Annotated in this window: 17 protein-coding genes, 1 tRNA gene and 1 rRNA gene; 7 read left to right on the forward strand and 12 right to left on the reverse strand. The window is 57.4% G+C overall.

Features of this window, described 5'->3' with window-relative positions:
- Positions 1-322 precede the first annotated feature (322 nt).
- From GH784_RS23875 to treZ, 5 genes are all read left to right on the forward strand, one after another.
- Positions 323-682: a hypothetical protein gene (locus GH784_RS23875; protein ID WP_019567398.1), complete on the forward strand. Its 360-nt coding sequence runs from the start codon at positions 323-325 to the stop codon at positions 680-682.
- A 15-nt stretch (positions 683-697) separates the two neighbouring features.
- The gene (locus GH784_RS23880) at positions 698-1,480 is read left to right on the forward strand and encodes a Crp/Fnr family transcriptional regulator (protein ID WP_013762439.1); all 783 of its coding nucleotides are present in this window, start codon (positions 698-700) and stop codon (positions 1,478-1,480) included.
- A 124-nt stretch (positions 1,481-1,604) separates the two neighbouring features.
- Positions 1,605-1,832 carry a hypothetical protein gene (locus GH784_RS23885; RefSeq protein ID WP_003518990.1) on the forward strand — a complete coding sequence of 76 codons (228 nt, stop codon included), beginning with the start codon at positions 1,605-1,607 and terminating at the stop codon, positions 1,830-1,832.
- Positions 1,833-2,346: 514 nt separating this feature from the next.
- Complete coding sequence (gene glgA / locus GH784_RS23890; protein ID WP_153793912.1) at positions 2,347-3,876, forward strand: glycogen synthase GlgA; 1,530 nt, start codon at positions 2,347-2,349, stop codon at positions 3,874-3,876.
- 26 nt (positions 3,877-3,902) lie between these two features.
- A complete protein-coding gene (gene treZ, locus GH784_RS23895; RefSeq protein WP_112493378.1) occupies positions 3,903-5,684 on the forward strand; it encodes a malto-oligosyltrehalose trehalohydrolase in 1,782 nt (593 codons plus the stop codon).
- A 116-nt stretch (positions 5,685-5,800) separates the two neighbouring features.
- Here treZ and GH784_RS23900 read toward each other — a convergent pair whose 3' ends face one another.
- The gene (locus GH784_RS23900; RefSeq protein ID WP_013762435.1) at positions 5,801-6,325 is read right to left on the reverse strand and encodes a sigma-70 family RNA polymerase sigma factor; all 525 of its coding nucleotides are present in this window, start codon (positions 6,323-6,325) and stop codon (positions 5,801-5,803) included.
- Between the two features lie 181 nt (positions 6,326-6,506).
- Here GH784_RS23900 and GH784_RS27645 point away from each other — a divergent pair, with 181 nt between their 5' ends.
- Positions 6,507-6,632 carry a hypothetical protein gene (locus tag GH784_RS27645; RefSeq protein ID WP_019567401.1) on the forward strand — a complete coding sequence of 42 codons (126 nt, stop codon included), beginning with the start codon at positions 6,507-6,509 and terminating at the stop codon, positions 6,630-6,632.
- 156 nt (positions 6,633-6,788) lie between these two features.
- Positions 6,789-7,019: a hypothetical protein gene (locus GH784_RS23905; protein ID WP_013762433.1), complete on the forward strand. Its 231-nt coding sequence runs from the start codon at positions 6,789-6,791 to the stop codon at positions 7,017-7,019.
- Between the two features lie 21 nt (positions 7,020-7,040).
- Here GH784_RS23905 and GH784_RS23910 read toward each other — a convergent pair whose 3' ends face one another.
- The 11 genes from GH784_RS23910 to rrf form a co-directional block, all read right to left on the reverse strand.
- Complete coding sequence (locus tag GH784_RS23910) at positions 7,041-7,238, reverse strand: hypothetical protein (RefSeq protein ID WP_003519000.1); 198 nt, start codon at positions 7,236-7,238, stop codon at positions 7,041-7,043.
- A 99-nt stretch (positions 7,239-7,337) separates the two neighbouring features.
- The gene (locus GH784_RS23915; RefSeq protein ID WP_013762432.1) at positions 7,338-7,964 is read right to left on the reverse strand and encodes a cysteine hydrolase family protein; all 627 of its coding nucleotides are present in this window, start codon (positions 7,962-7,964) and stop codon (positions 7,338-7,340) included.
- Between the two features lie 9 nt (positions 7,965-7,973).
- Complete coding sequence (locus tag GH784_RS23920) at positions 7,974-8,633, reverse strand: DUF6766 family protein (protein ID WP_013762431.1); 660 nt, start codon at positions 8,631-8,633, stop codon at positions 7,974-7,976.
- 81 nt (positions 8,634-8,714) lie between these two features.
- Complete coding sequence (locus GH784_RS23925) at positions 8,715-9,215, reverse strand: YciE/YciF ferroxidase family protein (RefSeq protein ID WP_013762430.1); 501 nt, start codon at positions 9,213-9,215, stop codon at positions 8,715-8,717.
- Between the two features lie 48 nt (positions 9,216-9,263).
- Entirely contained in the window at positions 9,264-11,402 is a 2,139-nt protein-coding gene (gene katE, locus GH784_RS23930) for a catalase (protein ID WP_112493379.1), read from the reverse strand.
- Positions 11,403-11,470: 68 nt separating this feature from the next.
- Positions 11,471-12,079: a general stress protein gene (locus tag GH784_RS23935; protein WP_111800629.1), complete on the reverse strand. Its 609-nt coding sequence runs from the start codon at positions 12,077-12,079 to the stop codon at positions 11,471-11,473.
- A gap of 26 nt (positions 12,080-12,105) precedes the next feature.
- Positions 12,106-12,423 (reverse strand): PepSY domain-containing protein, encoded by a 318-nt coding sequence (locus GH784_RS23940; protein ID WP_003519019.1) that lies wholly within the window; start codon positions 12,421-12,423, stop codon positions 12,106-12,108.
- A 254-nt stretch (positions 12,424-12,677) separates the two neighbouring features.
- Complete coding sequence (locus GH784_RS23945; protein ID WP_111800634.1) at positions 12,678-13,295, reverse strand: flavodoxin family protein; 618 nt, start codon at positions 13,293-13,295, stop codon at positions 12,678-12,680.
- Positions 13,296-13,399: 104 nt separating this feature from the next.
- Positions 13,400-13,807, reverse strand: a complete 408-nt coding sequence (locus tag GH784_RS23950) for a low affinity iron permease family protein (RefSeq protein ID WP_080814635.1) — start codon at positions 13,805-13,807, stop codon at positions 13,400-13,402.
- A 633-nt stretch (positions 13,808-14,440) separates the two neighbouring features.
- Positions 14,441-14,517: transfer RNA gene (locus GH784_RS23955), tRNA-Met, on the reverse strand.
- A 288-nt stretch (positions 14,518-14,805) separates the two neighbouring features.
- Positions 14,806-14,898: ribosomal RNA gene (gene rrf / locus GH784_RS23960) — 5S ribosomal RNA — on the reverse strand; the annotation flags it as partial.

Genomic DNA, 14,898 nt, shown 5'->3' on the forward strand with positions numbered 1-14,898 from the left:
TGGGTTTATATCCTGCTCAAGCCTGATGCTTTCCCGTGGCGGATCAGCCTAGTAATTGTCTTTTGCCTGCATCCGATACCTCCTCATGGGCGCGCGGCATCCCACCCCCGCCCATCCGCAATTGTTCCGCCCCCGAAGCGGGACGACGGCGAGGAAAACCGTCGCAAGGGGTTTTCATCATCCGGACGAGATGCCCAACGCCGCGCCGGCCCTCTCGCGCTTATTTGATAAATTCGGACTACGGGGCGGCTGAAATCATCCTGCTCAGGCGTTATGGTAGGTGGAACGGCACACCCATGCAGTGGTATGCGAGGAGTAAAGCATGCGGACTGTCAAACGCCTCACCATCGCAATCATTGGCATGACTGATACCGTGACACCGGAAATCAGGATGGCTTGGTTTCATGCTCAGATTGGTCTCGAGGGACCGTATTCCGCAAGTTTCATAGAGAGTGAAGCCGCTCTGAAATTTACCGCCGCGATTATCGACGTTCGTTACGAGGCAAACATCCTGCTACGCCTCACCGAGCAGTTGGATGGCGAAGCCATTCCCTATCTTTTTTTCGTACCCGAAGCGGTCATCGATAGCGAGCCGGGACCTTTTGTCCTCTCCAGGCGTTCGGAAGACATTGAAAACATTGTTTCCGCCTTGATGGCGCAAGGAGGAGGCATCAGACATTAAAGGGAGGCACGTGTCATGCTGAAGCAACCCGATAGCCATGGCGAAGCGAATATTCTGCTTTCTCATTTACCTGATGACGTCCGGGTTGAGGTTGGAGACGCGTGCAGGCCCATCAAACTCGCACTGGGTGACATGTTGATACCCGCCGGCGGGGCCATCGAGGGTGTCTTCTTTCTGTTATCCGGCATAGCTTCGGTCGTTGTCGTCACCAAATCGGGGCGCAAAACCGAGGCGGGAGTTGTCGGCAAAGAGGGGTTCGTGCCGGCGGGAGCCGTAGCAGGCGCGGAAACGAACCTGACCGAGATCGTCATGCAGGCTCCGGGCGAAGCACTTTTCATGGATATCAGGTCGTTTGACGCGCTTATTTCAAAATATCGGGTATTCTTCGACATTCTCGTCTGCGCCCTCCACGTCTCAAGAACACAGATACAATTCACGGCATCTTCGAACGCCACCCAGTCCGTAACGGAGCGCCTCGCCCGCTGGCTCCTGATGTGCCACGACCGGGTGGAAAGCAATCAGCTGCAACTGACCCACGAATTCCTGTCAACCATGCTGGCAGTCAGACGCGCGAGCGTAACGGACGCTCTCCACGTGCTGGAAAGCCTTGGGTTCATTCGCTCCGAAAGGGGACGAATTACGATCAAGAACCGCGAGATGCTTGAGACCTATGCCGGCGATCTCTACGGCGTGCCCGAGGAGGAAAACAATCGAATGCTCGCCCGATTTATGCGCAAATACAGCTCTGATTCCGCGCTTGACGACCTGACTGCTGTTGCGAGCGAGGGCGTTCGCTAGGCCCGACGGCCGTTCTCAGTTGTCGTTGGTACGCTTGCGGACATTTACCTTTGGTCGTTTCTCTATAAGATAAATGCATCTTCCCTCATGCTGTGAAACGCCGAGCGCGTTTCAAGGAGGTGAAATGCAAACCAATCACGAATACCTGAGTGCTGGAATTTTTCTGAACGAAGACATCAATATCGTTAAGGCAGCCTACGAAAATGTCGTGTCTGCAGAACGCGATCCGGCTCTATGCCCTGCAGACGTCGCCCGCTACGTCCTGAAAATGTATGATCGCGGCGTCGTCGATCCGTCGAAACTCCAGCAATTGGCCGCTCTCTATTTCCGAACCAAATTGCGTGTCGGCTGACATCCAGGTCTGACGGGTGGCATCCTGTCACGATTTCAGCTTAGTTTTTCACCTCCGAGGTTTCCGATTATCCTGCATCTCGCCATGCGGGTGGGCAGAACGTTGCCGTGTTCCGACCGTCGATCGATCCGTGAAACGACACGATCACGATATGAAAGTCAGCCGGCGGACCGGGAACAAACCTGCGTAGGCACGGTTCGGGTTGCTCCAAGGAACTCATACCGAACGAGGTTATCAAATGACCCGGAAAACTCTCCCTATTCCAGAAGACAACCGGAGCCACCAGGGCCCCGGTGACAATGGCCGCCTGAGCACGGAAGACGCCTCATCTGCCCAGGAATAGAAAGCTTCGACCCAGACGGGCCGGCAGGCAAACATAAAGATTAACTCGACCCATCAAGGGCACCGGCAGGACAGGTAATGCCCGCCTGTTCCCGGCAGGCGGCTTGGTTGTCACCAACCTGTTTCCGGGCTCCTCGCAATCTAAGATCAATGCGGTTCCTGGAGGCGCCAAATGCGGATTCTTGCCGTGACGGCCGAAATGTTTCCATTCGTCAAAACCGGCGGATTGGCCGATGCGGCAGGTGCTCTGCCGGAGGCGCTGGCGAGACAGGGGGCGGATGTTCGTACATTGCTGCCTTTGTACCGCAGGCTCACGCCACTTATCCGCGGAAAGGAGCCATGTCTGAGTGCAACTGTTCTTGAGCAGCCGGTATCGGTTTATCCCGTTATCTCAGACGGTCAACAACTGCTGCTTCTGGAAGCGTCGGACCTGTTCGACAGGGACGGCCATCCCTATAGCATAAAAGGCGAGCCTTTTTCCGACAACGATCTGCGCTTTGCGGTCCTTTCCAAGGTTGCAGCGAAAATCGCAGTCGGTGCGATTGACGGCTGGAAGCCCGATCTCGTTCACGCGCATGATTGGCACGCGGCCTTAAGCTGCGTCTACCTCGCCGAGGCAACGCCGCAGGTGCCCTCCGTCCTTACCCTTCACAATCTCTCGTTTCAGGGACAATATCCACTGGAGCGGGCGGGCGTTCTCGGATTGCCGCCCCACCTCTGCACGGTGGATTGCCTCGAATATTATGGCGACATGTCGTTTTTGAAGGGTGGCCTGACGACCGCATCGGCCGTGACGACGGTAAGCCCCACTTATGCAAGAGAAATCCTCACACCGGAAATGGGAATGGGAATGCAGGGCGTTCTTGCTAAGCGGCGCGAGAACCTGCGCGGCATCGTCAACGGCGTCGATCAGGACGTCTGGAATCCGGCGACGGACCCTTACATTCTCGCCAATTTCACGGCTGCCACGGCTACGAGACGGAGCATCAACAAATATGCCTTGCTCCAGGCCCTTGGTCTTGCCCCTACCCAGGGCCCGGTCTTCGGCGTGGTCAGTCGCCTGACCTGGCAAAAGGGGATCGATCTCCTCCCTCACGTCGTACCCCTTATAATTGAAAGGAAAGGCAGGCTGATCATTCACGGAGAGGGGGATACGACACTGGAAGACAGCTTGCAGGCGCTGGCAAAGCGTTATCCGGAGCTGGTCTGCGCCCATATCGGCTATGACGAACGGCTGGCGCACATGATCCAGGCCGGCTCGGATTTCATCATCCAGCCTTCGCGGTTCGAACCATGCGGGCTGACGCAGCTCTACGCGCTGCGATATGGCGCGCTGCCCATCGTCAGCCGCACGGGCGGGCTGGCGGAAACCATTATCGACGCCAATGACGCGGCCATTGAAGCGGGCGTGGCGACAGGCTTTCAATTCGAGCCGGCGAATACAGACGATCTGTGCGCAGCACTGGACCGCGCCATTAACGCCTATAATGACCGGGAACTTTTCCGGCGGCTTCAGGGGCAGGCCATGCAGGCTAATTTTTCCTGGGACAAGAGTGCCGCACAATATATGGCGCTTTTCGAGAGCCTTGTTGGCAACAGCAAGCGCAAAAAGAATGCGGTCGCCGACTTCAGACCCGAGACTTTTGCAAAGATAAGAGCTGACAGGCGGCAGGCGGGAACCCCAGGATCACCAACAGGTTAGGCCACTGGCAACAGGAGGCTCTGGTGATGAATGCAGCGAATTATCGCAAATGGGGTGTGCAGCGCAATCAATCCGGCGACACGGATTTCAGCATCTGGGCACCCGCCTCGGCAACGGTGAAACTGTGGCTGAACGACGCGGAATTCGACATGCAAACGGCCGGGAACGGCTGGCATAACGCCACAAAACCCACCTCCGCCGGCGATCGCTACGGCTTCATACTGGATGACGGGACAAGGGTTGCGGATCCCGCTTCCAACCAGCAGGACGAAGGCCCGCTCGGCCCCTCCCTTATCGTCAACCATGACTTCCACTGGAAAAACCCCGACTGGAAAGGCCGGCCGTGGCTCGAAGCGGTCGTCTATGAGCTTCATGTCGGAACTTTTACAAAAGAAGGAACATTTGCGGCCGCAGGGGAGAAGCTCGAATATCTCGCAGGCATCGGTGTGACGGTTGTCGAACTCATGCCGCTTGCTACCTTCTCGGGCAGTCGCGGCTGGGGTTATGACGGCGTTCTGCAGTTCGCGCCCCAGCGAGATTATGGAACGCCCGAAGACCTCAAGGCCTTTATCGATAAGGCCCACGCCCACGGCATCATGGTGCTGCTGGATGTCGTCTATAACCACTTCGGCACCACGGGGAACGCAATTGAGGCGTTTGCTCCCACATTCTTCAAGCCGGGCGGGACGCCGTGGGGACCCGCGCCGGACTTCAACCGCGCCGAGGTGCGGTCGCTCTTTCTCCAGAACGCGCTCTACTGGCTAGAGACATATCGGTTTGACGGGCTGCGGATCGATGCCGCCGACCATCTCGCCGGCGGCGACGGAGACGTCGATTTTCTGATCGAGATGGCGGGGCACGTGAAACGGGCGATAACGAGCAGGCATGTCCATATCGTTACGGAAGACGCGCGAAATGCAGCCTCACCCATGACACCTTCGTCTGATGGCCTCGTCGGTGTCGATGCCGAATGGAACGACGACTTTCACCACGTTATTCATGTTGCCACCACGCATGAGGACGGCGGCATTTACGAGGATTTCGCCAACCAGCCCTATGACGGTCTTCGCCGCTCGCTCGCAACCGGCTTTGTCTATCAGGGCCACCCGCGGCCTTCTCATAATTTTGCCGGAAGCGGTGAACCCAGCGGCCATCTCCCGCCCCACCGGTTCGTAAACTTTCTGCATAACCACGATCAGGCCGGTAACCGCCTGCGCGGGGAGCGGCTGCGTTCCCTGATACAACCTCCCCTTTTCGATACGCTTGAGACGATCCTCCTCCTCGCCCCGCAGACGCCGCTGATGTTCATGGGCGACGACCATGGTTCGACCAACCCGTTCTTCTTTTTTTCCGACCACCCTGAAAACGACCGGGAGCAGGAGATCAAGAATCGGCTGAAACAGGCGGAAAGCTTCCAGGGCGAATTACCTCCCGAGGCCCCAGAGGTGGTGCTGGATCCGAATGATCTGCACACGATGCAAATCTCGACCCTGAAGTGGGATGAGGCGGAAACGACCGAGGGGAAGCTGGCAAGGGAAAGGATGAAGGCATTGCTTGAGAAACGGCGCCGGTACATCTGGCCGCTCCTGTGCTCGGATTTCGAGAGGGGAGTTTCCCTTGACTGCGAAACCCAGTGTCTGGCGATCGACTGGTATTTCAGCGCGGGACGGCTGGAAATGCGCGCCAACCTTTCGCCAAACCTCACCAGTCTTCCGACTGTGCAGGGGGAAACCTTTTTCCGGCACGGTAGTATCGAGGGCACGAGCTATGACGATTATGCCCTGCAATTTGCGATCGGTGACCGCTGACAGGAGCAAAGAAACAAAACGGCCGCGGCAATGTCTTGCGCGAGCGGTTCAACTCACCGAAAGATGATTTCCGGCGATCCGCCGGAAAGGCGCTCTCGAGTGTGAGAAATTACACTTTAGTCAAGATTGCGCCGAAGCGATTCCCTTGCCCTGTTCACCCGGCTTTTGATGGTGCCCACCCGGCAGCCGCAAATGGCCGCGGCATCGGAGTAACTCGTCCCTCCGGCGACAAGCAGAAGAGCTTTTTTCTGATCCTTGTCGAGATCCCGTATAGCCCGCATGACTTCCTGATGCTGCACACGCCATTCCTGGCTGGCAGGGGTAGACATGGTCTGCTCGATACCAACGGGCAAGCCTACACATTCGCGTTTAGACACCTTGTAGCGGGTACAGAACGTGTTGCGCAAAATGGTGAAGAGCCACGATTTCAAAGCCGTGCCGGGCGTAAAACCGTGCAGGGACCGCAGTCCTCGCAACATCGTCTCTTGAACGAGATCGTCGACATCCTCTTCATTCCTGACGAAGCGGCGGGCAAAAGCCGTCAAGGCCGGCGCCAGATCTGCAATACCGATACGCAACACCTCCAGCTGCGAATCATTTAATGTGTTTCCGGAAACTCCACTCACAGCGTGCTTGGCCATTTTCCCATCCTTTCACCATGGGCAAATGGCTCGGCAGACGCTTGGTTGCTGTACGCCAACGTACAATAGCGAAATCCGCGACGATCCAAAGGTCTCATTGAGAACACCCGGACCGCGTCTACGCTCGCGTCCCGACAACGTGGCTTCAGGCACTTTTCGCACTGCCGGGTGATTGTTTCCGATGCCGCTGTTCAATCATGCGTTCCGCGTTTTCTCTCGTCTGTTCCCTGTCTTTGCGGCTTTCATCGCTATTGCCAGCACGGGCGTCATCCGTACCGGGCTCTGGCTTGGCGTCATCGTCTGGTAGGCTCATCGCTTCATCTCCGCTTGTGGTTTCCAAAATGAGGGACCCGCTATCCCCGCAGTTTTCTAACCATGCAGCCTGAAGGATGTTCCGGCGTGATGAAGGCCTGAGGGAACACTGTCGCCGGAAAATGGTTAGGGAGGTATCAAGGAGGATGTCATGAACAAGGACGACAAGCTCAAGCAGATCCATAAGGACAGCGAGCCGCAATTTGCGCGCGGCAAAAAAACCTCTGATAACAACGGCGTCGCGAGCGCGAAGCCAAGGGTTATCACCGGCTCGGACGACGCAACCGCCAACAAGCTGCCGCCCGGGGTCAAAAAACCCGAAAAAGACTGGGATTTGAACTACGATGAACGGGACACCAACGAGGGCGATTTCAGGGGTTAATCCGATCGACAATCGCAATTTTCACCGTGCCAGGTCCTCGATCAGAAGTTCGATGGATTGTGGCTCGGCGCCCTCTCGTGTCTGCACCGTCAATACGCTGCCGGTGTTCAGAACGCCCTCAAGCACGGTACGCTCGCCCACAATGATCTTGATGACCTTCGGGGTCGCAGCCTCGATATTCAGGCTGTTGCTTGTTTCGTGATCGACTCTCTGGGTCACGGCTGGACCTCCGTTGCTGGGAAGATTGGTGGCCTAACTGCGCTCGGCCAGGCTTGTTCCCTTTCTTCCGTTGCTGTGATGATGAATAGTGACGCTGGCTCACGACAATCTTACGGACCGCCGAGCGGATTGCGACGGAAGAGTACCGAGGAGTGTCGCCGTATCGCAGACCTGCAGCTGCGTCGAATAACGGCCGGAGAGCAGCTTTAACGCTGCGTCGTGTGTCGCATCCCTTCCGCTGCAAAGCGCGTCCTCTACCAGAATGACATGGAAACCTTGGTCTATCGCACCCAGAACGGTGGCGAGAACGCAGACATCCGTTTCTCCGCCTGTTATCACAATCGTCGATACATGCTCTTTCCGCAGGATTTCGCCGAGACCCCCATGTTGCCACGGCGAATAGACGCTTTTGCGGAAGATACGGGCGGGTGGGATATAGCGCGATAGGGAGGGGATTACCTCGATGAGTTCGGGAGGCAGGGACTGCTGCGTCATCATCGGCCATTTTTCATAATAGGCGCGCCACGCACCGGGAGCCTCTTCTACGGTTTTAGGCGGTATAAAACAGGTGAAGATACAGCGGGCGGCATCCGCCCGAACCACGGCCTCCACCTCCTCGCTGATGCGGTCCATCCATTCGACATGCCATGGCGTATCCTCGGCGAAAACGCGCTGCATATCGACGCACAGGTGCCGCCAGTCTCCCTCGTCCGAAAATTTGACCATGCCTCCTCCCTACCCGCCGGTCTCGCTGTGAGGAGCGGCAACCGGCTTCGATTCCGGCGAACCGCGAAAGCGCAGGAAGATGGAAAGAACGACGAGGACCGCAGTCGACAGAAACTCCGATTGCCAGTTCTGAAACGATTCAAACCAGAATTCTACACTTCCCAAATGCGCAAACAGCGTCGTCTCGGGCTCGCCGTGCATGGCGGCTTCCAACGCCGCCGTGTCGGCACTGTATTTCAGATGCAGGACAAAACTGACGATAAAAAGGAAGGACAGCGCCAGACCCAGGGAATAGGAATAAATGGCACGGATAAATCCTCCAAGTTTTACCGGCCAGGGCGCCTTGGGATCATCTTCTTTTTGGGCAGGGTCTTCATCCTGCGGGGCAGTCTTGTCAGGATCCTTGGACTCCGACGAGCCTCTTTGAAAAAGAAATGCGGTCAGCATCACGTAAGCCGACATCTGGAGGAATTCGCTCTCCCAGTTTTCGAACAAAGCGGAGAGAAAATGACCGCTCTTTGCATAGGAAAAAAACGTGAGAGGCATGGCGTGATGTTGCGCCAGCTCCTCATTGTAAACCGCCCAACCGGTCGCCAGCATACCACCGATCGTCAATACGGAAGTCAGGACAAGGACAATCGCCAATCCATTGTCGCGAAACAGCCTCATGGTTCAGCCTCGCATGAAAGAGACAACTACGAAATCGAAGGTGCCGCCGGTTTGAGCGGCACCTCCCAGGTGACGGACCGCTTACGCCGCCTTGGATTTGGCCTTAACGTTTGCGCTGGCCTGGGCAAGCGACGAGAGCGCCGTGTCCGTCGCGCTTTCTTCGCCCAGCGTCTGTTCGAACAGTTTGGCCGCTTCCTTCATGCCGAGTTCAACCGCCCACGTCTTCAATGTGCCGTAGCGGGTGATCTCGTAATGCTCCACGGCCTGCGCCGAAGAAATGAGCCCAGCATCAAGCGCGGACGAGCCTTTGAATTCCTCCATGATTTCCTCGCCTTCCGCGATGATGCCCTGGATCGCCTCACAGGTCTTGCCGCGCGCCGGCTTGCCGAGCAGTTCAAAGACATTCTGCAAACGCTCCACATGGACCTCTGTCTCGTCCCTGTGTTTTTCGAATGCCGCCTTCAAGTCCGGCGATTGCGCAGCGCGCGCCATCTTCGGAAGCGCCTTGAGAATCTGGCGCTCGGCAAAATAAATGTCCTTCACCGTATCGAGGAAAAGGTCTTCCAATGTCTTCTCAGCCATTTTTAGTCTCCTGTTGCTTTGGTTGGTGAGTGGGAAATCAGATGTTCGTCATTGCTCATTAACGGAATCGGAGGCCTTGCCGAGTTTCACCGACGGCTCGCGCGCCCACACCCGCAATTTGCCGAGTTCGGACACGAAGGCCGCCAGTCCCTCCTCGCCTGACAAGGGCAGCACCCCCTCATCCATGGCGTCCGCAATTCCCGCTTTTTTCAGAAGCGGCAGCGCCGACTGGTCGTAACCGATGAATTTGCAGTGCTGGAACGCGTCGGCGACGAAATCCCGCGCGGTTGCTTCCTTGATCAGTTCATCGACGGCCGTAGCCGATGTCAGCAGCGCCACCGCATCGAAAAGCACTGAAGGACCGCCATCGATCATGTGATGTGCCTCGATGAAGGTACCGTCCGACGCCGTCACGCCGCCAACCTTGGGCGCGATCAACTCGAAGACGGCTTTTTCGGCTGTTACCGCCTTGGTCAGCCCCTTCAGCAGTTTTGCATCTACACCGTCGGTGATGAGAATACCGAGCTTGCGACCCTCGAACCGTTTGGGCCCACGCTGAACAATACTGAGCGCCGGCGAAGGCTCAAGATCCTGACGGGTCGGCATGGCGGCATCCGCGGGCTTGGGCATGGCTTGCAGGCCGAGCTTCTGCGCTACCGTCGCAGCCAGCGTTTCATCGATATTGAGAAGATGCGCGACCATCCTCTCACGAATGACTGGCGTTTCCACCTTGCTGAGTTCGAAGGTGAGCGCCGATGCGATATGGCGTTGTTCAGGCGGCGTTTGGCTAATGTAGAACTGGCGCGCCTGGCTGTAATGATCGGCAAAACTTTCCGGCCGCAGCCTCGCCTTGGGTCCCTGCTCTTCAGCGGGGAAATGCTGGAAACCACGCATCGGCGATTCCCTTGGACCCTCTCCGAAGGAATTCGGCTGATAATTGGCCCGTCCGGCCGGGTTGCGCACCGCCATATGGCCGTCCTGCTGGAAATGCGCGAAAGGACACTTAGGCGCATTGATCGGCAGATGTGTGAAGTTTGGCCCGCCGAGACGCTTCAACTGCGTATCGAGATAGGAAAAATTCCTGCCCTGCAGCAGCGGATCATTGCTGAAATCGATGCCCGGCGGAACGTTCTGCGTCATGAACGCCACCTGTTCGGTCTCGGCAAAAAAGTTGTCCGGCATACGATCAAGGACGAGCCGGCCGACCGGTTTGGGCGCCAATATCTCCTCGGGGATGATCTTGGTGGGATCAAGGACGTCAAAATCGAAACTGTCGGCGAAGTCCTGGTCGAAAAGCTGCACCTGCAACTCCCACTCCGGGAAATTGCCGGACTGGATCGCAGTCCAGAGATCACGCCGATGGAAATCGGGATCGGCACCGTTGATCTTGACCGCTTCGTTCCACGCCACCGATTGCAATCCAAGTTTCGGCTTCCAGTGAAACTTCACGAAGCTCGATTCTCCCTTCGCATTGATGAGGCGGAAGGTGTGTACGCCGAACCCCTCCATAAACCGGAAGGAACGCGGAATAGTCCGGTCCGACATGATCCACATGACCATGTTCATGCTTTCGGGCGTCAGGCTGATGAAATCCCAGAAGGTGTCATGCGCCGTTTGCGCCTGCGGAAAGGCGCGGTCGGGCTCCTGCTTGGCGGCATGAATGAGGTCCGGAAACTTGATTGCGTCCTGAATGAAGAAGACGGGAATGTTGTTGCCGACGAGATCCCAATTTCCTTCCTCGGTGTAGAGCTTCACGGCAAAGCCGCGCACATCCCGCGCGAGATCGGCCGAGCCCTTGTTGCCGGCCACTGTCGAGAATCGCACGAAGGCGGGCGTCTTTTCACCGGCCCTCTGAAACAGGTCAGCCTTGGTGTGGGCGGCAAGGGAGTCATAGGTCTCGAAATAGCCATGCGCGCCGTAACCGCGGGCATGAACCACGCGTTCTGGAATTCGCTCGTGATCGAAATGGAAAATCTTCTCGCGGAAATGAAAATCATCCACGAGAAGCGGCCCGCGAGGACCGACCCGAAGGGAATTCTGGTCGTCCGCAACCGGCCCGCCCTGCGCGGTCGTCAGCACGGGCTCATCGCCAGTGGCAATCTGGTGCAGCTCGCCTCCTTCTCCCCGAACAAGCTTCTGGTCGTGGATGGTAACGGATGATGAGGTGGAATCTGGTTTTTTGGCCATGTTAACTCCTGCAAGGCGTTGACCAGGGACCATGGCGGAACCAGGCCCCTGGAGGACGGACGTTCTCGTCAAATTGTCGAGCGGCGATAGCGGCTACGTTCCTGTTCAATGTCTTCCGCTGCGTAGGGTCTCGATGTCTCGTCGAAACGCGTCCAGCCTTGTTCGCGATAAGCGGCGCGGCGTTCGGCAGGATCAACCCAGCCTTGCCGCTTCAGCACGGCCTCGGCCTCCGGCACCAGATTGTCTTCCACACGGGCGGTTACCAGTGTGCCGCCCCTGCGCACCCCTTCCGCGTAGAGATTGGCATCCTCTTCGGAAACACCCGAGCGGGTCATAGCTCCGATCAGCCCGCCGGCCGCACCGCCGGCAACAGCGCCGCCGGCTGCTCCGACTGCCGTTGCGGCAAGCCAACCGGCTGCAACCACCGGCCCCACTCCCGGGATCGCCATCAACCCAAGTCCCGCCAGCAGACCCCCAGCGCCGCCAACAAGCGCGCCGATGCCAGCACCCGCGCCGGCGCCCTCAGCAGCATTGGAATCGGAATCCTCTCCATGTCGCCTGTCGGCGTTGCTGGCCACAACGCTGATATCGCTTGACGGCACGCCCGCTCGCTCCAGTTCGGAAACGGCAGCGCTCGCATCATCATAGTCATCGAAAAGTCCGGTTACGGTTCTCATGTCATTTCTCCCAAATCCTGCGCGCCTCACTTGGCGACGACGTTGCCCTGATAATCGAGCGCGATGGCGACGGTCTTGCCGCCCTTCATGCCCGATGCCATCCACACGCCCTTGTCATCCTTCGTCAGATTCTTGACCTGGGTGTAACCGGCATCTTCAATCCTCTGTCTGGCCTGCGCCTCAGTGAAGCTATTGGCGCCCTCCACCGGGGCCGTAGGGTTACTGGCGCCCGGCGTGGCGACAGCAGGCGTATCGCCTCCGGGATTGGCGGTCGGCGTCTGCTGGGCGAAAGCCGACAGCGCGCCGCTCCCCAGAAGCAACGCAACGAAAACAGTCTTCTTCATTGGGATTTTCCTCCGCTTGCATTATGGCTCTCCAGCCTCCCTCTCGGGACTTCCCCCGAGATGGGAAACCCCTTTCAGGGCCGGCATGGACATCTCCCGAACAAACCGACATGCGGAGAGTTCCGAAAAATAATGATCGACGAGGAGAATCTCGTTTCGAAAATTCGGAGCGGATCATGGAGGGCTCGATAGCATACGACCCGCGTAGCCGTTCGAGGGCGTAAGGCCTGCGACACGAACCGGTAAAATGGATATCAGTCCTCGCTGCCCGGATATTGGCTGTTCTTCAGGAGTCCCGCCAAGTGCACCGTGTTGCGCACAAGGATGCTGATCATGGTTTTAACGGCATCAGGAGTCTCATCGAGATCGACGAAATTCTTCGATCCCATCGCCTCCCCTAGCCAATAGGCAACCGCATTTGCCGGGATTGTGAAGCCAACATCATTCAGAGCCTGGAAAAGTTCCGCAGAAACATGGTGAGCCCCATCCTCATTCCCGACGACTGCCACCGCGGCAACCTTGCCGCAGGAAACCATACGCCCCCGCTCGTCCGTTTCCTCCAGAAATGCATCCATGCGCTCCAGCGCTCGCTTGCACACGCTCGAAGGCTGTCCGAGCCATATCGGTGTCCCAAACAAAAGAATATCGGCAGCAAGAATCTTCTCGCGGATAGCCGGCCAGGCATCCCCCTCGCCTTCGTCTGACGTAACCCCGGCCTTGACGTCATGATCAGCGAGCCAAATCATTTCGCTTTGAACATCGTGATCGCCGAGCTCTTGAAGGATCAGGGCCAGAACTCTTTCTGTCGATGACGGCTCTGCCGATGTGGAGGACTTGAGTGTGGCATTCAACGCAAGGGCCTTGAGAGACATGATAATTCCTTCTGTCAGCGGGCTTTGCCGCGTTTGGTCTTCGGTGACGATGTCACGGCGATGACAAGCGATGGCCGCCGCCGCCATCTGACAAACCGCCCGACCTAACGCCGGGAAAGTAATCGCGCCATGGCATGATGCGGCGGCGGCTTTTCACCTTCAGAGCCGTTTTCCTTTTCCAGCCGAGCGCGGATGTCCTCAATTTCTGCTTCCGTGAGGTGCTCGATCCCGATGAAATCCGCCCGCGCCTCCTCCACAGCTCGAAGCAATTCGTCTAGTTTTGCTTCCATCGCCGCAGAATCCCGGTTCTGCGAGTTCTGCACGAGGAAAATCATGAGAAAGGTGACAATGGTCGTGCCCGTGTTGATGACCAGTTGCCAGACCTCAGAAAACCCGAACAGCGGCCCGCTTATTCCCCAGACGATGACTGTGCCAAGCGCGGCGACAAAAGCTGTCGGCGAACCGGAAAAAGACGCTATGCGGCTCGCTAATTGAGTGAAAAACCTGTCCATGGCGCTGCACCTCATGGCTGACACCGACACTGACGCAGAACACACCTGCCGTATCACCCGCGATCTACGGACCGGCAATGCGTGCTGCGTTCCGTTGCCCCCAAACAAAGAACACGCGCGATGGTTCCGGAACGCGGCGAGTTGGAAGCGAGCAGCACCATGCTTTAAGTACGAAGCAAGACGACGTTCACCCGCTGCCAGCCATCTCAAAAGTACAGCACCAGAACGCCATTTCTTCGGGCCAATGTGTAGATGGCAAAATTACCCTCTTCAGGACGAGGACCACCCACGAACACCGACCCGGTTTTGCGGGCACAGCTACTGCGAGCCAGCTCTTTCTTCAGCCGCCTGTTCTCCTCGGTCACCTCGTCGCCCTTGGCGTTCGATGCCCCAAACCTCTTCTTCCATTCGTCGTATAGTGAGAGCCGGGCAACGCCGGGACGTTGAGAAACCTCGCAACCGGATAGCCTTCGCGCGTGGTCTGGTGCACGTCTCGCATACGCAGCACGATTATCTGGAGATGCTTCGTGCCGGCGAGTTGGACAGGGATCAGAAACGCAAAATGCTCCTCGACGCTTGCGCGGAGGAGCATTTTGCTAAGCGATTTGAATGGTTAAACATTCAAGTTTGAATTGGTTGCGGGGGCAGGATTTGAACCTGCGGCCTTCAGGTTATGAGCCTGACGAGCTACCGGGCTGCTCCACCCCGCGTTACCAGCGTAAATCCCTATTGGATTTATCGCGACCAGCGTAAATCCCTATTGGATTTATCGCGACCAGCGTAAATCCCTATGGGATTTATCGCGACTGCATCACAGGGACGCTGTGATGTATAGTTCCGGAGCAAATTGCCGAAGGCGATTTGTCTCCTTTAAGGGACGCACGTTGCGTTTTCCTTATGTTTTCATGTTCCGCAATGCAAAAAGGCCGCTTTGAGCGGCCCTTTGTATCGGCTGGGCCGAAGAGTTTGCTTGAGAAGATATTTGTTGCGTTTTGCAGACCTGGCAGCGACCTACTCTCCCGCGTCTTGAGACGGAGTACCATTGGCGCTGGGGCGTTTCACGGCCGTGTTCGGAATGGGAACGGGTGCAG

This window comes from Agrobacterium tumefaciens, from assembly GCF_009649785.1.
Classification (GTDB): Bacteria; Pseudomonadota; Alphaproteobacteria; order Rhizobiales; family Rhizobiaceae; genus Agrobacterium; species Agrobacterium tumefaciens.